We start from the raw sequence: 22,939 nt of genomic DNA, 5'->3' as shown, positions 1-22,939 counted from the left end.
CCGTCTCGAGAGAGGCGGGGCTTTTTTTTGTTTGGAGTTTACCGGTTGTCTGTTCTGGTGCTTTTGCTGTTTAGCGTTTCAATGGAGTCAGTAGTTTATGGCGTTGACGCTTTAAACGATCGGAAAACTGTTGAAGTCGACGCTGCTGGCCAGTCGGCTGTCGATCAGGCTGATGAAGCCTTGAACTTGCGGGCAGTAGAAGTGTGATTGCATGGCGGTTTCGGACTGCCAGCGGGCACTGACCGTCCATCGATTGTCGTCCTCCGGACAGCGGTCGGCCATGTAGGAATCGCAACCCGGGAGCTCACGCAATGTTTCGACGATCTTCTGCAATTGCTTGCCCAGTTCATCCGAGCGGCCAGCGGCGGCCCGTACCTGGACCGTATTGATTATTTCGTTGGGCATCGCACACGCTCCTGTATCAAGCCGGACGAGGCTCGCTCATGGTGGGATAACGCTTGTGCAGGATAGGCCTGTGTCGGGTAGCGGCCAACAGCCAATTGGCAGTAAAAGCGCCATACCAATAGACCTCAACAGACTTGCTGGAGAATATCGCGCAAACGGTCCAGGGCTACATCGATGTCCAGGGTTTCTATGGCGCCGAAGCCCATGAACAGCCCGGCCCGTGGTAGTTGCTGATAGTAAAAGCCGTCCAGGCCATACAGGCCGACGTCGAGTTTTTTCGCCAGTTCGATGACCCGTGGGACATCCACTTCGACTTTGCACAGCAAGGCCATGTGAAAACCGGCAGTAGTTGGCACTGCTTCGAACCAGGGCGACAGGTCCCCGGCGACGCGTGCGAGGATTCGCTCGCGCCGACCGGCATAGACCGTATGGCAGCGACGGATGTGCTTTAGCAGGCAGCCTTCGGCAATGAACTTGGCCAGTGCCCATTGCGGCAGCGTCGAGGTGTGCAGGTCGGTCAGTTGCTTGGCGCGGATCACCGCTTCAAGAATGGCCGGCGGCAGAATCGCGTAACCCAGGCGCAACTCCGGCAGCAGGGTTTTCGAAAAGGTCCCGACATAGGCGACGATCCCGCGCTCATCCATGCTTTGCAGGGAGTCGGTGGGCCGGCCCGCGTAGCGGAACTCGCTGTCATAGTCGTCCTCGATAATGATCGCGCCCAGCTCATGCGCCCTTGCCAGCAAGGCTTCGCGCCGTGCCTGGCTCATCGGCATGCCGAGCGGGAACTGGTGCGAGGGTGTGACATAGATCAGCCGGGTTCCATCGGGAATCAGCTCGACCTGAATGCCTTGCTCGTCCACGGGCACCCCGACTACCTCAGCGCCGTGAGAGGCGAACAACAGGCGGGCCGGCGGGTAGCCGGGATCTTCCATGGCCACCAGGCTGCCGGGTTCGGTCAGTACGCGGGAGATCAGGTCCAGTGCTTGTTGCGCTCCGTTGCACACCACCACGTCGTCGTCCTGGCAATTGACCCCGCGAGAAAAGGCGATATGCCGGGCAATCGCGTTGCGCAGCGCCGGCAGGCCTTCCGGCTGGCTGTAAAAGCCCTTGGAGCCGGCAATCTGTCGCAGCGCATGGGCGGTGCAGCGGCGCCAGTCATCCTGAGGAAACTGGCCCTTGCTGGTGGCGCCGCCAATGAACTCGTAACGCAGCGAACCTTCCAGGGTCGGATGGCGCAAGAACGACGGCATGTTGCGCCAACGCTCGAGGGTGTCGGCGCTCGCCAATTCGGAATGGCTCTGTTTGTGGACGATAGTCGAGGGACGGGCATTGACGTAGGTACCTTTGCCGATCCTCCCGGTGAGGAAGTTCTCGTAGGTCAACTGCGCGTAGGTGTCGGAAATGGTCTTGCGTGAGATACCCAATTGTTCGGCGAGCAAGCGGCTCGGCGGTAGCTGTGTCCCGGCGGCCAGGCGACCCGACTCGATGGCGCTGCGCAGTTGCTGATACAGCTGACCTGCGAGGTCCTTGCGGCCGTTGATCACAACATGAAGTTCCATACCCGCGAGGCTCCTGCGGCAGTTGGTGTTTTGGGTAGACGTGCGTGGCGCCAGATTACCCGTATTGCGGTGTCGGGAAGAAGTTGCACCGCATCCAGATTCGCGCCTCGCCGCACTATGGCTGTCGTCACCCGGGTGATGATCCGTTTAGACTCGATGGCCATGCCACTTTCAAGGAGGAATCACCATGCCAGCCATCGATCCTGTTATCACCATTGAGCGTATGAGCGAAGCCCACATCGAGGGCATCACCGCGCTTTACAATGATCCGGCGGTCGCCCGCCAGGTGCTGCAAATGCCGTTTCAGTCCACTGAAGTCTGGCGCAAGCGACTGGCGCCGGAAAACGAGCGGGTGGTGCAACTGGTGGCGTTGCATCAGGGCCAGGTCATTGGCAACGTCGGTCTGGAGCAGGTTTCGCGCATTCGTCGCAGCCATTGCGCCAACATTGGCATGGGCGTGGCGGTCGCGTGGCAAGGCAAGGGCGTTGGCTCTCGGCTGCTCGCGGCGGTGCTCGACCTTGCCGACAACTGGATGAACGTGCAACGGGTCGAACTCTCGGTGTATGCGGATAACGAAGCAGCGATCGGGCTGTATCGCAAGTTTGGTTTCGACACAGAAGGCTTGTTTCGCGAGTATGCAGTGCGCGATGGGGTGCTGGTGGATGCCCTGAGCATGGCGCGCTTGCGTCGTCTGCTCAAGGCGCGCTGAGTCAGTCGCCGAGGGCGAACGCCAGCGCAGCTTGCGTGCGGCCTACAATGCGCGTGATCCGGCAGCGGAGTAAACCCTTGGCGCGGCGCTGAAGTGTCAGCAGGCTGTGTATGCCCGGTTTTAGTCGTACGCCGGCAGCGTGCATCTGCCATGCTCAATGTCCGCAGTACTGCTTCAACCAAAGGAACACCGCAATGGATGACGTACAGCAACTGGGTGAGATGCTTCGCCACTACGCAGAAAGCGAAGCGCACAAGAAACAGCTGTTTGAAAGCCAATCGGCCGTGTGGGCGACGCGTATAGGCGAGTTGTTCGGGCAGATCGAACAGTGGCTGGCCCCGGTCAAGGCCCCGCACTTGCTGGAAGTGAGCCGCGAAGCCTATGTGGCGTTCGGGGCGAACGTGCCGGTCGAGAGTTCGACCTTCAAGACCGAAAAGCTGAGCATTCTGATTGCCGGCAAACCGGTGGAAATCGTGCCCGAAGTGATGGGCGCCGGTGGGCTGATTTCACTGGCGGTCATGGGTCTGACCGCTGCGCGTTACGGCAGTGTGTCGCTGGTGTGCCAGCCCCCTTCGACTGACTGGCAGTGGCGCAAGACCAACGGCCTGAAAGACCCGGACATCTTTGCCTTCGACGCGAATTTCCTGGCGCAACAGTTGCAGAGCCTGATACCGCGCGATCGGGGTTGAGTCACCTTGTCATGATCGTTCCCACGCAGAGCGTGGGAGCGATGTATTTCAACAGTTCAAATCTCCAGATTTCCCCAGCCTGGCCTGGCCTCTTCAGGCGCAACGGCTTTCACGGTCTTGCCCGTCGCCAGCTCCACCCGCCGTGCCACTTCCGGGTCATCGGCAAACGGGATCAGGCTGGCGTCGTCCAGACTCTCGGCCGACTGATGCCGCAAGCAGTACTCCACGGAAAAATACAGGCACGCCACGCCCAACAGATCCAACATGACTTCGATCATGACGAACATTCCCTGAGGTGAGGGACGCAAGCCGCTGCGGCTTGCGTCAGGGGCCGGATCAAGCGATCTGCGCTTCGCTCTCGGCGAATTTCAGGTCGGCGACCCGCACGGTGCGCCAGGTGTTGTAAGCCATCAGCAGCATGCCGCTGAGGAAGAACACACCACCGATGAACCGCACGATGAAGCCCGGATGGCTGGCCACCAGGGTTTCGACGAAGGAATAGGTCAGCGTGCCGTCGTCGTTGATGGCGCGCCACATCAGGCCCTGGGTGATGCCGTTGACCCACATCGAGGCGATATACAGCACCGTGCCGATGGTCGCGAGCCAGAAGTGCGCGTTGATCAGGCCGAGGCTGTGCATCTGCGCACGACCGAAGACTTTCGGGATCATGTGGTACAGCGAACCGAAAGTAATCATCGCCACCCAGCCGAGTGCGCCGGCGTGTACGTGGCCGATGGTCCAGTCGGTGTAGTGGGAGAGGGCGTTGACGGTTTTGATTGCCATCATCGGCCCTTCGAAGGTCGACATGCCGTAGAACGCCAGCGACAGCACCAAAAACCGCAGGATCGGGTCAGTGCGCAACTTATGCCAGGCGCCCGAGAGGGTCATCATGCCGTTGATCATGCCGCCCCAGCTCGGTGCCAGCAGAATCAGCGACATCGCCATGCCCAGTGATTGCGCCCAGTCCGGCAGTGCGGTGTAGTGCAAGTGGTGCGGACCGGCCCAGATGTACAGGGTGATCAGCGCCCAGAAATGCACGATCGACAACCGATAGGAATACACCGGCCGGCCGACCTGTTTCGGCACGAAGTAATACATCATTCCCAGGAAACCGGTGGTCAGGAAGAAACCCACCGCGTTGTGCCCGTACCACCATTGCACCATGGCATCGGTGGCCCCGGAATACACTGGATAGGACTTGAACCAGCCCACCGGAATCGACAGGTGATTGACCACGTGCAGCATGGCGATTACCACAATGAACGCACCGAAGAACCAGTTGCCGACGTAGATGTGTTTGGTTTTGCGCTGCACCACAGTGGTGAAAAACACTATGGCGTAGGCGACCCAGACCACCGTCATCCACACCGCGCCGGAGAATTCGATCTCGGCGTATTCCTTGGTGGTGGTGTAGCCCAGGGGGAGGGTGATCAGCATGCTGACAATCACCGATTGCCAGCCCCAGAAGGTGAAGGCGGCGAGTTTGTCACTGTACAGTCGCACCTGGCAGGTGCGCTGCACTGCGTAGTAACTGGCGGCAAATTGTGCGCTGCCGGCAAAGCCGAATATCACCAGGCTGGTATGCAGCGGGCGCAAGCGGCCAAAGGTGGTCCAGGGCAAATCGAGGTTCGCCTCCGGCCACACCAGTTGCGAGGCGATCCACACGCCCATCGCCATTCCGATAACACCCCATACCACTGTTGCCACGACGAATTGGCGGACGACCTTGTAGTTATAGGCCTGTCCGATTGCTGTTGTGCTCATGGTCAATGCTTCCACGGTTGCAAAGTCTTGCCAGGCCACCCGGTCTGGCATGCGGTCAACTGTAGAAACCCTCGTCGAAACAAAACAGACTCAGAAAAACTGCATTAATACGGATCAGATTCAGCGCCTGCCTGCGGTGATCTGCCGCGTCCTGATATGGTTTTTTAGTCTTTAGCTGAATCTGTAACCGCCTGAGCCGCTACTGCATAGTCACTCCCCACAGAAACGAGCCGCAGAGCCCGATCAACCCTGATGAGGTAGCGACATGTATCAGTACGATGACTATGACCGGGCCCTGGTCTTTGAGCGGGTTGCGCAGTTTCGCGATCAGGTCGAGCGGTTCATGACTGGAGCCTTGAGTGAGGAAGAGTTTTTGCCGTTGCGCCTGCAAAACGGCCTGTATATGCAAAAGCACGCCTACATGCTGCGGGTCGCCATTCCCTACGGCACCCTCAGTGCCCGGCAAATGCGTACGCTGGCGAGCATCGCCCGGGATTACGACCGGGGTTACGGGCACTTCACCACCCGGCAGAACATGCAATTCAACTGGATTGAACTGGCCCAGGTGCCGGACATCCTCGAGCGCCTGGCCCAGGTCGAAATGCATGCGATCCAGACCTCCGGCAACTGCGTGCGTAACATCACCACCGAAGCCTTTGCCGGGGTGGCGGCGGATGAGCTGATCGATCCGCGACCCCTGGCGGAAATCCTCCGGCAGTGGTCGACCATCAACCCCGAATTCCTGTTTTTGCCACGCAAATTCAAGATCGCCATCTGCTCGGCGGAACACGACCGCGCCGCAATCATGATGCACGACATCGGTCTCTACCTTTACCGCGACGCGGCGGGGCAGATGCTGCTGCGGGTGATCGTTGGCGGCGGTCTGGGGCGCACGCCGATCCTCGGCTTGCAGATCCGTGAAGGGTTGCCGTGGCAGCATTTGTTGTCCTACGTCGAGGCCGTGTTGCGGGTGTACAACCGCCACGGTCGACGTGACAACAAGTACAAGGCGCGGATCAAGATTCTGGTCAAGGCGCTGGGCATCGAGGCCTTCGCCCAGGAAGTCGAACAGGAGTGGCAACACCTCAAGGACGGCCCGGCGCAGTTGACCGACGTCGAATACCAGCGCGTCGCCAGCGCATTCGTGCCACCCGCCTATGAGCCACTGGCCGACACCGACCTGGACTTCGGCACTCGCCTGACCGAGAACCCGGCGTTCGCGCGCTGGGTCGCGCGTAACGTGCAGCCGCACAAAGTACCTGGCTACACCAGCGTGGTGCTGTCGACCAAACCCGGCATGGCCTCGCCGCCGGGAGACGTCACTGGTGCGCAGATGGAAGCAGTGGCCGACTGGTCCGAGCAGTTCGGTTTCGGCGAAATCCGTATTGCCCATGAACAGAACATTGTCCTGCCGGACGTGCCCAAGGCTGACCTGTACGCGTTGTGGTGCCTGGCCTGCGAGCGCGGACTGGGCTGCGCCAACATCGGCTTGCTGACCGACATCATCGCCTGCCCCGGTGGCGATTTCTGCGCGCTGGCCAATGCCAAGTCGATCCCCATCGCCCAAGCGATCCAGGCACGTTTCGATGATCTGGATTACCTTCACGACCTGGGTGATATCAGCCTCAACATTTCTGGCTGCATGAATGCCTGTGGTCATCACCACATCGGCAATATCGGCATCCTCGGCGTCGATAAGAATGGCAGCGAGTGGTACCAGATCACCCTCGGTGGATCACAGGGCAAGAACAGCACGTTGGGCAAGGTCATCGGTCCGTCGTTCAGCGCCGCCGAAGTACCGCAGGTGATCGAGCGGATCATCGCGACCTTTGTCCGTTACCGCGAGAGCGAAGAACTGTTTGTCGATACCTTGCAGCGCATCGGTCTGGAGCCGTTCAAGGAGCGCATTTACCCCAAGAGCCTGGAGGTCGTCGCATGAATAATCTGCTGCGGTTGGAGGAGGGTGTTGCGCTTAAGGTCGACGACGATCCGTGGACGCTGGTCAGGGACCTGGAAAGCGAACTGCCAACGGGGCCGCTGATCTTGCCGCTGGCCCTGTGGCTGATGCGCCGTATTGAACATCATCCCTCACGAGACGCGGTGTGGCTGGGGCCGGATGACGAGGTCGAAAGTCTCAAGCCGTGGCTCAAGCTGATACCCATGATCGCGCTGGAGTTTCCAAGCTTCCGCGATGGCCGGGCTTACAGCCAGGCTTACCTGTTGCGCACGCGTTTGGGCTGGGCGGGGGAGTTGCGGGCGATTGGCGATGTGCTGCGTGACCAGCTCAGCCATATGCGCCAATGCGGTTTCGATGCTTTCGCGGTGCGTGAAGACAAATGCGCTGAAGATGCCCTCAAGGGGCTGGTGGGGATGAGTGTGCATTACGGTCGCTCGGTGATCGAGCCACGACCGTTGTTTCGCCGGCGCTGATCAATACGTTCAACAGATCCGGGTATGTGTGCACCTACGGTCGCGTGGGTGCACACGGTTTGCGTATCACTTCAACTTACGGGTTGATCGGCGTCAGCGGCGGCAGTTTCCATTGACCGTTGCCGACCTGAGGCTGGGGCAGGTACAGGCGCAACACCGCGTAGAACGGACCGTGTGGCGCCGGCAGCCAGTTGCTGCGCTGATCCTTGAGCGGTTCGGAATGCTGCAGGTACAGGGTCAGGCCGCCGTCCGGGTCGCGCTTGAAGGTGGACAGCATGCGCGAGTTGAGCAGGTAGCGTTTCTTGTGGTTGGGTACCAGCAGTTTGGTCTTGCCGTCATACATGGTCAGCGACCAGAACGCATCGGCTGGCGGCAGCTGATCCTTGTCAAAGTGCAGGGTGTAGCTGTGTTTCGCGCCATTAGCCGGTTTGCCCTGGTTGTCGACCAGATAGCTGAATTTGGCTGCTTCATCGGCCGAGTTGCCAAAGATCCCGATGTTGGCACCGGCGTAGCGGTACAGATAATTGTTGTTCAAGTGGTCGCGGGTGCCGAACAAGTCACCGTTGCTGACCTGATGGGTATCGATCTTGTCTTTCTTGAACGCCGCGAACTCGGCCTTGGCATCGGCAATCCCGTCGTCGAGGGCCTTGCGCTGTTCTGCAGTGAGGGTTTTGAGGTCGTACGGCTGGCCGGCAACAATGCCGATTTTCGCGAAGCGTGCCAGTTGGTCTTTTTCAACGTCTTGCGCCGGGGCGAAGCCGAGCATGAAGTTCAGGTAGCGGAACAGCTCCGGGCTGTCGCTCATGGTCGGGGTTGGTTTTGGCCAGTCGATTTTTGGTGCGGCGGCCGGTGCCGGTTGCCCCAGGTATTGGCTCAGCGTCTGAACCTTGTAGCCGTGCTGGATTTTCTTGACCTTCTCCAGGTCCTTTTCATCAAACAGCTGCGTACGGTACAGCGCATAGGCAATATTGCTTTCGCTACGTACCAGGCGATCGATCTTGAGCGGTTGCTGACCTTGCCATTCAGGACCGGCAATCATGAAGGTCCCGCCCTTGTTACCCGTGCTGCGGGTGCCCAGGTAAGCAAAGTTCTGGGTGTAGAGGTCGACCAGTTGTACCGAGTAGTAACGCTCTTCGGCGATCTGCGGCAGGGTCACAACCACAGGCTCCGCGCGCAGGTCCATCCAGAGAACTGAGCTGGGAGTGTCCGGGTTTGGAGTAACGACCGCGGTGTCCTTGGGGGTGAACGCTCTTGCCGCATTGCTGATATGGTTGAGCGGGGCCTTGAAGTTCGGACCGTTCTTGTCCAACGCCTGGGTGTACAGGGTCTTGTACATCTCAACCACCGGGAAGCCGTAGAGATACGCGTCTTTGGCGATCCCCCTGGCTTCTTCGGGGCTGGCGCTGAAATCTGCCCAGGCGCTGGCGCTCAGTAGCAAAGAGAGGCCGGCGAGCAACAGGCGGGTCGGTTTTTCGATGGTCATTGCACAGTCCTATGGATAAGCGCGATTCAGGTGTCATTGCACGGGCGTAATGTCGTCGAGTTTGCGGTTTTTGTCGAAACAAGTTTCCGTTACCGAACAAAGGTGCACGTCATTGCGGGTCGTTACCTGGTCACTTTGTACATAAAGTCCCCTAAATTTCGTGCGCCAAAATAATAAGCCTATTCACAGGCTTGCATGTGAAAAGCGCTGTAATACGGTAAATGTTGAGTGCTAATCTGCCGGTATTCGTGCTCAAGGAAGGACACTGTCAATGCCTGTTCTGGAACTCTCCACGCTGATCAGAGGACAAACACCCGCACAGGTTCTCGATTTTTGCCTTGAAGGCAGCAATTTCCCGAAAATCTTCCCGGAACGGGTGACGCCATTAGGCAACATCGACGTGAACGACTTGCGCATTGCTGCCGGTCGGGAGTTCAGTTTTCGTCACTGGATGTTCGGCTGTATTCCGGCGACCTGGACCGTGACGATTCGCGAGGTCAGCGACAGCCATTTCATCGACGAAATGCTCAAGGGCCCGATGGCTGCATTTCGTCATGAGCACCGGGTCGCGGCGGCGGAGGGCGGGACGCTGTACACCGATCGCGTCACCTATGCGGCCATTGGCGGTGCACTTTTCGAGCGGTTGATGGTCAATGCCTACATGCGGCGGATTTTCGAGGCGCGACACCGCAATATGCTTCAATTATTGGGTTGAACCGCCCCTTGCTCCTACAGAAATCGGCGTACATCCAATGTACGCAACGACCTATCACAATTTGTATCTGGCCATAGGTCGTCGGACAATTTCGTGGTTAACTTCGACCTCTTCGATATTTTCCAAACAACGTTCAGAAGGACTCCGTTCATGGCTCAAGTCACCCTCAAAGGCAATCCGGTTCAAGTCAACGGCCAACTGCCACAAGCCGGTTCCAAGGCACCAGCCTTTTCCCTGGTTGCCGGCAATCTGTCCGACGTGACCCTGGCAAGCTTCGCCGGCAAGCGTAAAGTGCTGAACATTTTCCCAAGCATCGACACTCCGACCTGCGCCACGTCGGTACGCAAGTTCAACGCTCAGGCCAACGACGTGGCCAACACCGTTGTCCTGTGCATCTCGGCTGACCTGCCGTTCGCCCAGGCACGCTTCTGCGGCGCTGAAGGTCTGGAAAACGTTCAGAACCTGTCGACCCTGCGCGGCCGCGAATTCATCGAGAACTACGGCGTTGCCATTGCCGACGGCCCGCTCAAAGGCCTGACCGCCCGCGCCGTGGTCGTACTCGACGAAAACGACACGGTGTTGCACAGCGAGCTGGTTAAAGAAATCGCTGAAGAGCCAAACTACGAAGCGGCGCTGGCCGTTTTGAAGTAACCGCATCTTACAATTGTTAACGGCCTGGCTCTGTCCAGGCCGTTTTCATTTGTGCTTCAGTGCTTTAGCAAAAATTTGCAAAAGCAGCTAGAAGGTAAATTGCCGGTAAAGGCGCTTTGCTTCAATGCCGTCAGTGCTTATCGTTCACTCTCCCGTATAAAGATGTCCACACGCGCCCAATGGTTGATCATTCCATGCAATCCTCTGCTTCCCGTCATCCCCGTCGCTGGCTATTCGGCCTGCTGGTCCTGTTGGTCATTGCCGGCCTGTGCTGGAAGTTCTGGCCAGGCGGTACGGCTCACAAAGACGCCCCTGTAGCTAAAGCAGCGGCGGGGCATGTCGGCAAGTCTGGCGGGATGCGTCCGGGTTTCGGCGGTGCCACAGGACCGGTCCCGGTTCGGGTTGCGGCTGCTGTCGTGGGTGACTTCCCGCTGTACTACAAAGCCTTGGGCACGGTTACTGCACTGAACACCATCAATGTGCGCAGCCGTGTGGGCGGTGAATTGGTGAAGATTGCGTTTGAAGAAGGACAAATGGTCAAGGCTGGCGACCTGCTCGCCGAGATCGACCCGCGCCCTTACCAGAACGCCTTGCTGCAGGCCGAAGGCACGTTGTTGCAGAACCAGGCACAGTTGAAAAACGCTCAGGTGGATCTGGAACGCTATCGCGGTTTGTATGCGCAAGACAGTATCGCCAAACAGACCCTCGACACCGCCGCTGCGCTGGTGGGGCAGTACCAGGGCACGGTCAAGACCAATCAGGCGGCGGTCAACGACGCCAAACTCAATCTCGAATTCACCAGAATCCGTGCGCCGATTACCGGGCGCGTCGGCCTGCGGCAGCTGGACGTCGGCAACCTGGTGTCCGCCAATGACACCACATCCCTGGCGGTCATTACCCAGACCCAGCCGATCAGCGTGGTCTTTACGTTGCCGGAAAACACTCTCGATACCGTGCTGACCCGCTACCACTCCGGTGCCAAGCTGCCGGCTGAAGCCTGGGATCGTGGCGATACCAAAATGCAGGCCAGCGGCGTCTTGCAAAGCCTCGACAACCAGATCGACACCACCACCGGCACATTGAAGTTCAAGGCGCGCTACGACAACCGCGATCTGGCGCTGTTCCCGAATCAGTTCGTCAACGTCCGACTGCTGGCCGACACTCTCAAAGGCGTGGTGCTGGCGCCTTCGGCAGCCATTCAGTTCGGCACCAACGGGACCTTTGTCTACGCACTGGACGGTGACAAGAAAGTCACCATTCGTCCGTTGAAGATCGGTGCCAGCGATGGCGACAACACGGTGATCCTGGAAGGCTTGAAAGCCGGTGATCGCGTGGTTCTGGAAGGCACTGACCGCCTCAAGGAGGGCAGTGAAGTCGAGGTGGTCAACGACAGCGTTAATGCCACCCCCGTGACCCCGACGGATAACCAGGACCCATCGACAAGCGCCGCGACTGATCCGAAAGCCACCGGCAAGGCGCACAAGGGCCGCGCATGAACATCTCGCGGCTGTTTATCCTTCGCCCGGTAGCCACCACCCTGAGCATGCTGGCCATTGTCTTGGCCGGCATGATCGCCTACAAGTTGTTGCCGGTCTCGGCATTGCCTCAGGTCGATTACCCGACCATTCGGGTCATGACCCTCTACCCGGGCGCCAGTCCGGATGTGATGACCAGTGCGGTCACCGCGCCACTTGAGCGCCAGTTCGGGCAAATGCCCGGCCTGACCCAAATGGCCTCGACCAGTTCCGGCGGCGCCTCGGTACTGACCCTGCGCTTCAGCCTCGACATCAACATGGACGTCGCCGAGCAGCAGGTACAGGCGGCGATCAACGCGGCGACCAATCTGTTGCCCAAGGACTTGCCGGCTCCGCCGGTGTACAACAAGGTCAACCCGGCGGACACCCCGGTACTGACCCTGGCGATCACCTCCAAAACCATGCTGCTGCCCAAACTCAATGATTTGGTCGACACGCGCATGGCGCAGAAAATCGCCCAGATCAGTGGCGTCGGTATGGTCAGCATTGCCGGCGGCCAGCGTCAGGCCGTGCGGATCAAGGTCAACCCGGAAGCCTTGGCGGCCAACGGCTTGAACCTGTCGGACGTACGCACCTTGATCGGCGCGTCCAACGTCAACCAGCCCAAAGGCAACTTCGACGGCCCGACCCGGGTCTCGATGCTCGATGCCAACGATCAGTTGACCTCGCCCAAGGACTACGCCGAACTGATTCTGGCCTACAAGAACGGTGCGCCGTTGCGACTCAAGGACGTCGCGCAGATTGTCGATGGCGCCGAAAACGAACGCCTCGCCGCGTGGGCCAATGAAAACCAGGCCGTGCTGCTGAACATCCAGCGTCAGCCGGGTGCCAACGTGATCGAGGTGGTCGACCGGATCAAGGCCCTGTTGCCGAGCATCACCGATAACCTGCCGGCCGGCCTCGATGTGACCGTGCTGACCGATCGCACCCAGACCATCCGCGCTTCCGTCACCGACGTGCAGCATGAGCTGTTGATCGCCATCGCCCTGGTGGTGATGGTGACATTCCTGTTCTTGCGCCGGGCCAGCGCCACGATCATTCCGTCGATTGCAGTGCCGTTGTCGTTGATCGGCACCTTCGGCGTGATGTACCTGGCCGGTTTCTCGGTCAACAACCTGACCTTGATGGCGTTGACCATTGCCACCGGTTTTGTGGTGGACGACGCGATCGTCATGCTGGAAAACATTTCGCGGTTCATCGAGGAGGGCGACAGCCCGTTGCAGGCGGCGCTCAAGGGCGCCAAGCAGATCGGTTTTACCCTGATCTCGCTGACCTTGTCGCTGATTGCGGTATTGATTCCGCTGTTGTTCATGGCCGATGTAGTGGGGCGCCTGTTCCGCGAATTTGCGATCACCTTGGCGGTGGCAATCCTGATTTCCCTGGTGGTTTCCCTGACCCTGACGCCAATGATGTGCGCGCGGTTGCTCAAGCGTGAACCCAAGCCAGAAGAGCAGGGCCGTTTCTACCGGGCCAGCGGTGCGTGGATCGACTGGCTGATTGCCGCCTACGGGCGCAAGTTGCAGTGGGTGCTCAAGCATCAGCCGCTGACCTTGCTAGTGGCCATCGCTACCCTGGGCCTGACGGTGTTCCTGTACATCGTGGTGCCCAAGGGCTTTTTCCCGGTGCAGGACACCGGGGTGATCCAGGGTATTTCCGAGGCGCCGCAGTCGATTTCCTTCGCCGCCATGAGCCAGCGCCAGCAGGAGCTGGCCAAGGTCATCCTGGCCGACCCGGCGGTGCAAAGCCTGTCGTCCTATATCGGAGTCGACGGCGATAACGCGACCCTGAACAGCGGGCGCTTGCTGATCAACCTCAAGCCGCACAAAGAACGTGACCTGAGCGCGGCCCAGGTGATCAGCCGGTTGCAGCCGCAGCTGGATAAACTGGTGGGCATTCGTCTGTTCATGCAGCCGGTGCAGGATCTGACCATCGAAGACCGGGTCAGCCGTACACAGTACCAATTCAGCATGTCGTCACCGGATGCCGAGATGCTCAGCCTGTGGAGCGGGCGACTGGTCGAGGCGCTGCGCAAGCAACCCGAGCTGACCGACGTTGCCAGCGATCTACAGGACAAGGGTTTGCAGGTCTATCTGGTGATCGACCGTGATGCGGCTTCGCGAATCGGGGTTTCGGTGTCGAACATCACCGACGCGCTGTACGATGCTTTTGGCCAGCGGCAGATCTCGACCATTTACACCCAGGCCAGCCAATACCGCGTGGTGATGCAGGCGCAGGACGGCGAGAAGATCGGCCCGCAGGCGCTGGAGCAGATTCACGTCAAGACCACCAATGGCGGCCAGGTGCGGCTGTCCAGCCTGGCTCACGTCGAAGAGCGCCAGGCGCAATTGGCGATTGCGCACATCGGCCAGTTCCCGGCAGTGATGATGTCCTTTAACCTCGCGCCCGGCGTGGCGCTGGGGCAGGCCGTCGAGCTGATCAACAAGGTGCAGCAGGACATCGGCATGCCGCTTGGCGTGCAGACTCAGTTCCAGGGTGCGGCCCAGGCGTTCGAGGCCTCGTTGTCGAGCACCTTGCTGCTGATTCTGGCGGCGGTGGTGACCATGTACATCGTGCTCGGCGTGCTGTACGAGAGCTACATTCACCCGATCACCATTCTCTCGACATTGCCATCGGCGGCGGTCGGCGCCTTGCTGGCGTTGATTCTCAGCGGCAACGACCTGGGCATGATCGCGATCATCGGCATCATCTTGCTGATCGGCATCGTCAAGAAGAACGCGATCATGATGATCGACTTCGCCCTCGACGCCGAGCGTAATCAGGGCATGGACCCGGCGACCGCGATTTATCAGGCGGCGCTGCTGCGTTTCCGGCCTATCCTGATGACCACCCTGGCCGCGTTGTTTGGCGCTGTGCCGTTGATGCTCGCTACCGGTTCGGGTGCTGAACTGCGCCAGCCATTGGGTCTGGTGATGGTCGGTGGCTTGCTGGTCAGCCAGGTGCTGACGCTGTTTACCACGCCAGTGATCTATCTGTACTTCGACCGCCTCGGTCGGCGCTGGCGGCGTGCGCCTGAGCGTCTGGAGCCGGTAGAGCAGCCATGAACCTGTCCGGACCTTTCATTCGCCGGCCGGTAGCGACGATGCTGCTGAGCCTGGCGATCATGTTGCTGGGCGGCGTGAGTTTCGGCTTGCTGCCGGTGTCGCCGCTGCCGCAAATGGACTTCCCGGTGATCGTGGTGTCGGCGAGCCTGCCGGGCGCGAGCCCCGAGGTCATGGCGTCCACCGTGGCGACGCCGCTGGAGCGATCCTTCGGCGCCATCGCCGGGGTCAACACCATGAGCAGCCGATCCAGCCAGGGTTCGACCCGGGTGATCCTGCAATTTGACATGGACCGCGACATCAATGGCGCGGCGCGAGAAGTGCAAGCGGCGATCAACGCCTCGCGCAACCTGCTGCCCAGCGGGATGCGCAGCATGCCGACCTACAAGAAGGTCAACCCGTCCCAGGCACCGATCATGGTGCTGTCGCTGACCTCGGATGTGCTGGAAAAAGGTCAGCTCTACGACCTGGCCTCGACCATCCTTTCGCAAAGCCTGTCTCAGGTACCGGGTGTCGGCGAAGTGCAAATCGGCGGTAGCTCGTTGCCGGCGGTACGTATCGAACTTGAGCCACAACTGCTGAACCAGTACGGCGTAGCGCTGGATGACGTGCGCAACACCATTGCCAACGCCAACGTGCGCCGGCCCAAGGGCTCGATCGAAGACGATCAGCGGATGTGGCAGGTGCAGGCCAACGACCAGTTGGAGAAGGCCAAGGATTATGAACCGCTGATCATTCGCTACCAGAATGGCTCGGCATTGCGCCTGGGCGATGTGGCCAAGGTTCGCGACAGCGTCGAAGACCGCTACAACAGCGGTTTCTTCAACGACGACGCGGCCGTGCTGCTGGTGATCAACCGTCAGGCTGGCGCCAACATCATTAAAACGGTCAACGATATCAAGGCACAGTTACCGGCGTTGCAGGCGGTGTTGCCGGCCAGCGTCAAGCTGAACCTGGCGATGGACCGTTCACCGGTGATCAAGGCGACCCTGCACGAAGCGGAAATGACCCTGCTGATTGCCGTGGCGCTGGTGATTCTGGTGGTGTACCTGTTCCTCGGTAACTTCCGCGCGTCGTTGATCCCGACGCTGGCGGTACCGGTGTCGCTGGTCGGTACGTTCGCGGTGATGTACCTCTATGGCTTTTCGCTGAACAACCTGTCGCTGATGGCACTGATTCTGGCCACAGGGCTGGTGGTGGACGATGCCATCGTGGTGCTCGAAAACATTTCGCGGCATATCGACGAAGGAATCGCGCCGATGAAGGCGGCGTACCTGGGCGCCAAGGAAGTCGGTTTTACCTTGCTGTCGATGAACGTTTCGCTGGTGGCGGTGTTCCTGTCGATTCTGTTCATGGGCGGGATTATCGAGAGCCTGTTTCGTGAGTTCTCGATCACCCTGGCGGCGTCAATCGTGGTGTCGCTGGTGGTCTCGTTGACCCTGACGCCGATGCTCTGTGCCCGCTGGCTGAAACCCCACACACCCGGCGAGGAAAACCGTTTGCAGCGTGCCAGCCGGCGCGCCAACGACTGGATGGTCAAGCACTATGCCGGCGGCCTGGATTGGGTGCTGCGGCATAAGCGGCTGACGCTGCTCAGCCTGTTTGTCACCATTGGCGTCAACATCGCCTTGTATGTGGTGGTGCCAAAGACCTTCCTGCCGCAGCAGGACACCGGTCAACTGATCGGTTTTGTCCGCGGCGACAATGGCCTGTCGTTCAACGTCATGCAGCCGAAAATGGAAACCTTCCGCCGCGCGGTGTTGAAAGACGCGGCGGTGGAAAGTGTCGCCGGTTTTATCGGCGGCACCAACGGCACCAATAACGCTTTCATGCTGGTACGCCTGAAGCCGATCAAGGAACGCAATATTTCTGCGCAGAAGGTCATCGAACGCCTGCGCAAGGAAATGCCCAAGGTGGCCGGTGCCCAATTGATGCTGATGGCCGACCAGGACTTGCAGTTTGGCGGTGGCCGCGAGCAGACCACCTCGCAATACACCTACATCCTGCAAAGCGGCGATTTATCGGCGTTGCGCGAGTGGTATCCGAAGGTCGTCAGCGCACTCAAGGCATTGCCTGAACTGACGGCCATCGACGCCCGCGAAGGGCGAGGTGCCGCGCAGGTGACACTGGTGGTCGATCGTGACCAGGCCAAACGTCTGGGTGTCGACATGTCGATGGTCACCGCGGTGCTGAACAACGCTTATAGCCAGCGCCAGATCTCGACCATTTACGACAGCCTCAACCAGTATCAGGTGGTGATGGAGGTCAATCCGAAATACGCTCAGGACCCGATCACCCTCAATCAGGTCCAGGTGATCACCGCTGCAGGTGCGCGCATTCCGCTGTCGGCGATTGCCCACTATGAAAACAGCCTGGAAAACGACCGGGTCAGCCATGAAGGGCAGTTCGCTTCCGAAAGCATCTCTTTTGATATGGCCGAAGGCGTCACCGTTGAGCAAGGCTCGGCCGCCATCGAACGGGCGATTGCCAAGCTGGGGCTGCCGGAAGAAGTGATCGCCAAGATGGCCGGCACTGCCGACGCTTTCGCGGCGACCCAGAAGAGTCAGCCGTGGATGATTCTCGGCGCGCTGGTGGCGGTGTATCTGGTACTGGGCGTGCTGTACGAAAGTTACGTGCACCCGCTGACGATCCTTTCGACATTGCCTTCGGCGGGGGTTGGCGCGCTGCTGTCGATCTATGTGCTGGGCGGCGAGTTCAGCCTGATTTCGCTGCTCGGGCTGTTTTTGCTGATCGGCGTGGTGAAGAAAAACGCCATTCTGATGATTGACCTCGCGCTACAGCTTGAACGCCATCAGGGCATGGAGCCGCTGGAGTCGATTCGCAGTGCGTGTCTGTTGCGTCTGCGGCCGATTCTGATGACTACTCTGGCGGCGATCCTGGGCGCCTTGCCCTTATTGCTCAGCACCGCCGAAGGCGCGGAAATGCGCCAGCCACTGGGCCTGACCATCATCGGCGGGTTGATTTTCAGCCAGGTTCTGACGCTTTTCACCACCCCGGTGGTTTACCTCTATCTCGACCGTTTGCGCCATCGGGTCAACCGCTGGCGTGGGGTTCGTACCGATGCTTCTCTGGAAACTCCGCTATGACTGACCGTTGCCCACTCAACCTCGAAGCACCGATGGCCCGGCGCCTGGTATCGGCCCGCGGTTCGCGTTTACTGAGTCTTTCGCTCAGCGTCTTGATGCTCAGTGCCTGCGCCATCGGCCCGGATTATCAGCGTCCGACAGTGGCCGAGCCAGCACAGTACAAGCAGGCAGACGGCTGGCGTCAGGCGACGCCGAGTGATTCATTGGCGCGTGGCGCCTGGTGGGAACTGTACGGTGATCAGCAGCTCAACGGGCTGGTCGAAAAACTCAACAGTGCCAACCAGACCGTTGCCCAGTCCGAAGCCCAGTACCGTCAGGCTCAGGCCTTGGTGCACAGTGCCCGAGGTGCGTTTTTTCCGACGGTTGATCTGAGCGCCGGGAAAACCCGTTCGAGTCAGGGCACTGGCAGCAGCAGTTCAAGCCTGAGCAGTACCAACAGTGGTATCCGCGACACTTATAACGCCCAGCTTGGGGTGAGTTGGGAGGCGGACGTCTGGGGCAAATTGCGTCGTGGCCTGGAAGCCGACAAGGCCAGTGCCCAAGCGAGTTTTGCCGACCTGGCCGCGATGCGCCTGAGTCAACAATCGGAGCTGGTGCAGAACTATCTGCAATTGCGGGTGATCGACCAGCAAAAGCGCCTGCTGCAATCCACAGTCGAGAATTATCAGCGCTCGCTGCAAATGACCGAAAACCAGTACCGCGCGGGAGTGTCCGGCAAGGACGCGGTGGCCCAGGCGCAAACCCAGCTGAAAAGCACACAGGCCGACATGGTCGACCTGATCTGGCAGCGTGCGCAGTTCGAGAACGCGATTGCGGTGCTGATCGGCTTGCCGCCGGCTGACTTCAATCTGGCTGAAACGCAGAACATTCCAGCATTGCCGCAGGTACCGCTGAGCCTGCCCTCGCAACTGCTGGAGCGGCGCCCGGACATCGCCTCCGCCGAGCGTTCGGTGATTGCCGCCAACGCCAACATCGGCGTGGCCAAGGCGGCTTACTACCCGGACCTGACCTTGAGCATGAGTGGCGGCTACAGCAGTAGCACTTACTCTAACCTGATCAGCTTGCCGAACCGTTTCTGGTCGGTGGGGCCGAAACTCGCCATGACCTTGTTCGACGGCGGCCAGCGCTCGGCGGAAGTCGACCGAACCGAGGCTGCCTATGACCAGACCGTGGCCAAGTATCGGCAAACCGTGCTCGACGGGTTCCGCGAAGTCGAAAACTACCTGGTGCAGCTCAAGGTCATGGAAGACGAAGCGGCGGTGCGTCAGGAAGCGCTGGACGCGGCCCGCGAGTCGTTGCGCCTGACCCTGAACCAGTACAAGGCCGGGTTGATCGCCTACCTTGATGTGGTGGTGGTCCAGGCCACAGCGCTGAGCAACGAGCGTAGCGTGCTGACCTTGCAGCAAAGCCGGCTGATTGCCAGCGTGAACTTGATCGCCGCATTGGGCGGTGGCTGGGATGGCCAGACCCAGGTCAGCAAGAAAGACTAGGATAGAGCGCTTTTGTGGCGAGGGAGCTTGCTCCCGCTCGGGTGCGCAGCAGTCGTGAAGGCAGCCATTGCGGTGTGACTGAAATGACGCGGTCGCAGGTTTTGGGGCCGCTTCGCCCGAACGCGGACCGGCCCAGCGGGAGCAAGCTCCCTCGCCACAAATTGCGCTCAGCCTTACTCTCTGTAAGGGCATGTTCTGCCTTGTTTCAGACTGTCCGTCGCGCTAATGGCCTTTTGGTTACTTTGTGAGTGCGTTCGTTGATGGAATCAGTACAATCGCGCACTTTGCCCCAACAAGCATGGATGCACTCCAGCGGGGCGGCCACGAGAAGTTCTGATGCTCATCGGTAGCTATTCCCCCGCGCTGGTTCTGATTTCCCTTTGTGTGGCGATTCTTGCCTCCTATACCGCCCTGGACCTGACCGGTCGCATCGCAACCGCCAAAGGCCGCGCAGTTCACTGTTGGACGGCGGGTGGCGCGTTAGCGATGGGTATCGGCGTCTGGTCAATGCACTTCATTGGCATGCTGGCATTCAGGTTGCCGATCATCCTCGGCTACGATATCGGTATCACCGCGTTGTCGCTGGTGATCGCCATTCTGTCCTGCGGGTTCGCGCTGTGGCTGGTCAGCCAGCCGCGTATGCCGGGCTGGCAACTGGCGTTTGGCGCATTGATCATGGGCGCGGGCATCAGCGGCATGCATTACACCGGCATGGCCGCCATGCGCATGCAACCGGGTATCGATTACGATCCGACATTGTTTGGTGCTTCGCTGGTGATCGCGGTCGGCGCTTCGGCTGCGGCATTGTGGATTGCCTTTCGTTTACGCCAGAACACCCCGTATGTGCGCGTCGTTCGTGGCGGCGCCGCGGTGATCATGGGTGTCGCGATTGTCGGCATGCACTACACGGGGATGGCGGCCGCGCGATTTGCCGAAGGTAGCTACTGTGGCGCGGCAGTCGACGGTTTGAGTGGCAAGGGCCTGGACAATCTGGTGCTGATCACCACTCTGGCAGTGTTGAGCATCGCGCTGCTGACGTCGATCCTTGATGCACGCCTGGAAGCACGCACCGCCGAGTTGGCCAACTCCCTGACCCTGGCCAACCGCGAACTTACCCAACTGGCGTTACACGACCCCCTGACCGGGTTGCCGAACCGTGTGCTGTTGGCCGATCGCATCGATCAAGCCATGCATGTGGTGCAGGAGCAGGGCGGTTGTTTCGCGTTGATGTTCATCGATCTTGACGGTTTCAAGCCGGTCAACGATGCCTTTGGTCACCATATAGGCGACCAGTTGCTGCGCGAAGTCGGCGTACGTTTGCGCGAGGACCTGCGCGGCCAGGACACGCTGGCGCGGATTGGCGGTGACGAATTCGTGTTGCTGGTGCAGCTCGCGGATCCTGACGGTGCCTTGCGCCTGGCGGCGCGTCAGGTGGGGTTGATCTCGCGCGCGTTCCGGGTCGCCGAACACGACTTGCAGATCTCTGCCAGCGTTGGCATTGCCGTATACCCTGGCAACGGACAAACCCCGCAAGAACTGCTGATGAACGCCGACGCGGCGATGTATCACGCCAAGGGTGCGGGCAAGAACGGCTACAGCTTCTTCGACGCCTCGATGAATACCAACGCCCGCAAGCAACTGCAAATGCTTCAGGATTTGCGTAATGCGCTCGAGCAACGGCAATTCAGTCTGCACTACCAACCCAAGTTTGATGCCAGCAATGGTCGGCCGGTCGGTGCCGAAGCCTTGCTGCGCTGGGAACACCCGACCCTGGGCATGCTGCTGCCGGACAAGTTCATTGAACTGGCGGAGAAAACCGGGTTGATCATTCCGATCGGCGACTGGGTGCTCAACGAAGCGTGTCGGCAAATGAGTATCTGGCACAGCCAGGGGTACACCCAGTGGCGCATTGCAGTGAATCTCTCGGCGTTGCAGTTCTGTCATGTCGGGCTGGTTCAAAGCGTCGCCAAAGCCTTGGCCACTCACCGATTGCCGGCTAACAGCCTGACCCTGGAAATCACCGAAACCACCGCCATGAGCGATGCCGACGCGAGCATGACGGTGCTCCAGCAACTGTCGGAAATGGGCGTCGACCTGTCGATTGATGACTTCGGTACCGGATATTCGAGCTTGATGTACCTCAAGCGCCTGCCGGCCAATGAGCTGAAGATCGACCGTGGTTTTGTCCGTGACCTTGAGCGCGACAGCGATGACGCGGCGATCGTCTCGGCCATCGTCGCCCTTGGGCAGGCGCTGGGTTTGCGCATCGTCGCCGAAGGCGTGGAAACCGATGTGCAACAGGACTTCCTGACTCGGCTCGGCTGTGATTCCTTGCAGGGCTACCTGCTCGGTCACCCGTTACCGGCCGACAGGTTCATGGTCGACATCCACCGGGCGGAGCAATTGGTGACGGGCTGAACGCCAGACTGACCGCAGGCCATGCAAAACCCGGCGCCGGCAGGTATTCTTGCGGCGCAATGCTTCGGGTTTGAATGGGAGAATCAGCATGGACAGAGTCATCGTCATCACCGGTGGCGGTCGCGGTATCGGCGCCGCTACGGCGCTCCTGGCGGCTGAGCAGGGCTACCGAATCTGCATCAACTACCAGGCCGATGAGCAGGCCGCGCAACAGGTCCTCGAGCAAGTCCGCGCGCTCGGCGCCCAGGCGATTGCGGTGCGCGCTGACGTCAGCATCGAAGACGAAGTGATCAGCCTGTTCCACCGCGTCGACACCGAGTTGGGTCGAGTCACCGCGCTGGTGAACAACGCAGGCACCGTCGGGCAAAAGTCGCGGGTCGACGAAATGTCCGAATTTCGCATTCTGAAAATCATGAAAACCAACGTCCTGGCACCAATTCTCTGCGCCAAGCATGCACTGCTGCGCATGTCACCCAAACATGGCGGGCAGGGCGGCAGTATCGTCAACGTCTCCTCGGTCGCCTCGCGCCTCGGCTCGCCTGGCGAATACGTCGACTACGCAGCTTCCAAGGGCGCGCTGGATACGTTCACCATCGGCTTGTCCAAGGAAGTCGCAGGCGAAGGCATCCGCGTCAACGCCGTACGTCCCGGCTACATCTACACCGACTTCCACGCCCTGAGTGGCGATCCGGATCGGGTCAGTAAGCTTGAATCGGGCATTCCCATGGCCCGCGGCGGACGCCCGGATGAAGTCGCCGAGGCGATTATCTGGCTGCTGTCGGACAAGGCTTCTTATGCGACCGGAACGTTTATCGATCTGGCGGGCGGGCGTTAAACCTCAGGTTTTGCTTTGTCAGTGCCACCCTCATCGCGAGCAGGCTCGCTCCCACAGGGGAATGCATTTCACCTGTGGGAGCGAGCCTGC

At 60.0% G+C, this 22,939-nt stretch carries 17 protein-coding genes; 12 read left to right on the top strand and 5 right to left on the bottom strand.

Annotation, left to right across the window (positions count from 1 at the left end):
- Nucleotides 1-111: 111 nt before the first annotated feature.
- Together FPT12_RS03005 and FPT12_RS03000 are read right to left on the bottom strand one after the other, a co-directional pair.
- Nucleotides 112-405 (bottom strand): putative quinol monooxygenase, encoded by a 294-nt coding sequence (locus FPT12_RS03005; protein ID WP_145014582.1) that lies wholly within the window; start codon nucleotides 403-405, stop codon nucleotides 112-114.
- Between the two features lie 125 nt (nucleotides 406-530).
- The gene (locus FPT12_RS03000; protein WP_145014581.1) at nucleotides 531-1,964 is read right to left on the bottom strand and encodes a PLP-dependent aminotransferase family protein; all 1,434 of its coding nucleotides are present in this window, start codon (nucleotides 1,962-1,964) and stop codon (nucleotides 531-533) included.
- A gap of 187 nt (nucleotides 1,965-2,151) precedes the next feature.
- On the opposite strand from FPT12_RS03000, the gene FPT12_RS02995 reads away from it, so the two are divergent.
- Together FPT12_RS02995 and FPT12_RS02990 are read left to right on the top strand one after the other, a co-directional pair.
- A complete protein-coding gene (locus FPT12_RS02995; protein ID WP_145014580.1) occupies nucleotides 2,152-2,673 on the top strand; it encodes a GNAT family N-acetyltransferase in 522 nt (173 codons plus the stop codon).
- A 194-nt stretch (nucleotides 2,674-2,867) separates the two neighbouring features.
- Nucleotides 2,868-3,362, top strand: coding sequence for a hypothetical protein (locus FPT12_RS02990; protein ID WP_145014579.1), 495 nt, complete (start codon nucleotides 2,868-2,870; stop codon nucleotides 3,360-3,362).
- A 56-nt stretch (nucleotides 3,363-3,418) separates the two neighbouring features.
- On the opposite strand, the gene FPT12_RS02985 is transcribed toward FPT12_RS02990, so the two are convergent.
- Both FPT12_RS02985 and ccoN read right to left on the bottom strand, forming a co-directional pair.
- On the bottom strand, nucleotides 3,419-3,640 hold the full coding sequence (locus FPT12_RS02985; protein WP_145014578.1) for a cbb3-type cytochrome c oxidase subunit 3: 222 nt from the start codon (nucleotides 3,638-3,640) through the stop codon (nucleotides 3,419-3,421).
- A 58-nt stretch (nucleotides 3,641-3,698) separates the two neighbouring features.
- Entirely contained in the window at nucleotides 3,699-5,126 is a 1,428-nt protein-coding gene (gene ccoN / locus FPT12_RS02980; RefSeq protein WP_145014577.1) for a cytochrome-c oxidase, cbb3-type subunit I, read from the bottom strand.
- 265 nt (nucleotides 5,127-5,391) lie between these two features.
- Here ccoN and FPT12_RS02970 point away from each other — a divergent pair, with 265 nt between their 5' ends.
- Both FPT12_RS02970 and FPT12_RS02965 read left to right on the top strand, forming a co-directional pair.
- On the top strand, nucleotides 5,392-7,065 hold the full coding sequence (locus FPT12_RS02970; RefSeq protein ID WP_145014576.1) for a nitrite/sulfite reductase: 1,674 nt from the start codon (nucleotides 5,392-5,394) through the stop codon (nucleotides 7,063-7,065).
- Complete coding sequence (locus FPT12_RS02965; protein ID WP_145014575.1) at nucleotides 7,062-7,556, top strand: DUF934 domain-containing protein; 495 nt, start codon at nucleotides 7,062-7,064, stop codon at nucleotides 7,554-7,556. Before FPT12_RS02970 ends, FPT12_RS02965 begins: the two co-directional genes overlap by 4 nt.
- A gap of 76 nt (nucleotides 7,557-7,632) precedes the next feature.
- On the opposite strand, the gene FPT12_RS02960 is transcribed toward FPT12_RS02965, so the two are convergent.
- Nucleotides 7,633-9,039: a DUF1254 domain-containing protein gene (locus FPT12_RS02960; protein ID WP_145014574.1), complete on the bottom strand. Its 1,407-nt coding sequence runs from the start codon at nucleotides 9,037-9,039 to the stop codon at nucleotides 7,633-7,635.
- Between the two features lie 271 nt (nucleotides 9,040-9,310).
- On the opposite strand from FPT12_RS02960, the gene FPT12_RS02955 reads away from it, so the two are divergent.
- The 8 genes from FPT12_RS02955 to FPT12_RS02920 all read left to right on the top strand — a co-directional run bounded on the left by FPT12_RS02955 (nucleotide 9,311) and on the right by FPT12_RS02920 (nucleotide 22,849).
- Nucleotides 9,311-9,754: a polyketide cyclase gene (locus FPT12_RS02955; protein WP_145014573.1), complete on the top strand. Its 444-nt coding sequence runs from the start codon at nucleotides 9,311-9,313 to the stop codon at nucleotides 9,752-9,754.
- A gap of 150 nt (nucleotides 9,755-9,904) precedes the next feature.
- Nucleotides 9,905-10,405: a thiol peroxidase gene (gene tpx / locus FPT12_RS02950; protein WP_019690760.1), complete on the top strand. Its 501-nt coding sequence runs from the start codon at nucleotides 9,905-9,907 to the stop codon at nucleotides 10,403-10,405.
- A gap of 179 nt (nucleotides 10,406-10,584) precedes the next feature.
- Entirely contained in the window at nucleotides 10,585-11,901 is a 1,317-nt protein-coding gene (locus tag FPT12_RS02945) for an MdtA/MuxA family multidrug efflux RND transporter periplasmic adaptor subunit (RefSeq protein WP_145014572.1), read from the top strand.
- The gene (locus FPT12_RS02940; protein WP_145014571.1) at nucleotides 11,898-15,002 is read left to right on the top strand and encodes an MdtB/MuxB family multidrug efflux RND transporter permease subunit; all 3,105 of its coding nucleotides are present in this window, start codon (nucleotides 11,898-11,900) and stop codon (nucleotides 15,000-15,002) included. Before FPT12_RS02945 ends, FPT12_RS02940 begins: the two co-directional genes overlap by 4 nt.
- Nucleotides 14,999-18,106, top strand: a complete 3,108-nt coding sequence (locus FPT12_RS02935; protein ID WP_145014570.1) for an efflux RND transporter permease subunit — start codon at nucleotides 14,999-15,001, stop codon at nucleotides 18,104-18,106. The genes FPT12_RS02940 and FPT12_RS02935 overlap by 4 nt, the downstream gene beginning before the upstream one ends.
- A complete protein-coding gene (locus tag FPT12_RS02930; RefSeq protein WP_145014569.1) occupies nucleotides 18,103-19,596 on the top strand; it encodes an efflux transporter outer membrane subunit in 1,494 nt (497 codons plus the stop codon). Before FPT12_RS02935 ends, FPT12_RS02930 begins: the two co-directional genes overlap by 4 nt.
- 336 nt (nucleotides 19,597-19,932) lie before the next feature.
- Nucleotides 19,933-22,014, top strand: a complete 2,082-nt coding sequence (locus FPT12_RS02925; protein WP_145014568.1) for a bifunctional diguanylate cyclase/phosphodiesterase — start codon at nucleotides 19,933-19,935, stop codon at nucleotides 22,012-22,014.
- An 88-nt stretch (nucleotides 22,015-22,102) separates the two neighbouring features.
- Nucleotides 22,103-22,849: an SDR family oxidoreductase gene (locus tag FPT12_RS02920; RefSeq protein WP_145014567.1), complete on the top strand. Its 747-nt coding sequence runs from the start codon at nucleotides 22,103-22,105 to the stop codon at nucleotides 22,847-22,849.
- Nucleotides 22,850-22,939: the final 90 nt, after the last annotated feature.

It is taken from the genome of Pseudomonas sp. H3(2019) (assembly GCF_007713465.1).
Classification (GTDB): Bacteria; Pseudomonadota; Gammaproteobacteria; order Pseudomonadales; family Pseudomonadaceae; genus Aquipseudomonas.
Note: the sequence above shows the minus strand (reverse complement) of the source record. Positions and strands in the feature narration are given on the sequence as shown.

What these genes read in the sequence shown, in the direction of transcription:
- FPT12_RS03005 (WP_145014582.1), bottom strand. Translation starts at nt 405, where the DNA reads ATGCCCAACGAAATAATCAATACGGTCCAGGTACGGGCCGCCGCTGGC.
- FPT12_RS03000 (WP_145014581.1), bottom strand. Translation starts at nt 1,964, where the DNA reads ATGGAACTTCATGTTGTGATCAACGGCCGCAAGGACCTCGCAGGTCAG.
- FPT12_RS02995 (WP_145014580.1), top strand. Translation starts at nt 2,152, where the DNA reads ATGCCAGCCATCGATCCTGTTATCACCATTGAGCGTATGAGCGAAGCC.
- FPT12_RS02990 (WP_145014579.1), top strand. Translation starts at nt 2,868, where the DNA reads ATGGATGACGTACAGCAACTGGGTGAGATGCTTCGCCACTACGCAGAA.
- FPT12_RS02985 (WP_145014578.1), bottom strand. Translation starts at nt 3,640, where the DNA reads ATGATCGAAGTCATGTTGGATCTGTTGGGCGTGGCGTGCCTGTATTTT.
- ccoN (WP_145014577.1), bottom strand. Translation starts at nt 5,126, where the DNA reads ATGAGCACAACAGCAATCGGACAGGCCTATAACTACAAGGTCGTCCGC.
- FPT12_RS02970 (WP_145014576.1), top strand. Translation starts at nt 5,392, where the DNA reads ATGTATCAGTACGATGACTATGACCGGGCCCTGGTCTTTGAGCGGGTT.
- FPT12_RS02965 (WP_145014575.1), top strand. Translation starts at nt 7,062, where the DNA reads ATGAATAATCTGCTGCGGTTGGAGGAGGGTGTTGCGCTTAAGGTCGAC.
- FPT12_RS02960 (WP_145014574.1), bottom strand. Translation starts at nt 9,039, where the DNA reads ATGACCATCGAAAAACCGACCCGCCTGTTGCTCGCCGGCCTCTCTTTG.
- FPT12_RS02955 (WP_145014573.1), top strand. Translation starts at nt 9,311, where the DNA reads ATGCCTGTTCTGGAACTCTCCACGCTGATCAGAGGACAAACACCCGCA.
- tpx (WP_019690760.1), top strand. Translation starts at nt 9,905, where the DNA reads ATGGCTCAAGTCACCCTCAAAGGCAATCCGGTTCAAGTCAACGGCCAA.
- FPT12_RS02945 (WP_145014572.1), top strand. Translation starts at nt 10,585, where the DNA reads ATGGTTGATCATTCCATGCAATCCTCTGCTTCCCGTCATCCCCGTCGC.
- FPT12_RS02940 (WP_145014571.1), top strand. Translation starts at nt 11,898, where the DNA reads ATGAACATCTCGCGGCTGTTTATCCTTCGCCCGGTAGCCACCACCCTG.
- FPT12_RS02935 (WP_145014570.1), top strand. Translation starts at nt 14,999, where the DNA reads ATGAACCTGTCCGGACCTTTCATTCGCCGGCCGGTAGCGACGATGCTG.
- FPT12_RS02930 (WP_145014569.1), top strand. Translation starts at nt 18,103, where the DNA reads ATGACTGACCGTTGCCCACTCAACCTCGAAGCACCGATGGCCCGGCGC.
- FPT12_RS02925 (WP_145014568.1), top strand. Translation starts at nt 19,933, where the DNA reads ATGCTCATCGGTAGCTATTCCCCCGCGCTGGTTCTGATTTCCCTTTGT.
- FPT12_RS02920 (WP_145014567.1), top strand. Translation starts at nt 22,103, where the DNA reads ATGGACAGAGTCATCGTCATCACCGGTGGCGGTCGCGGTATCGGCGCC.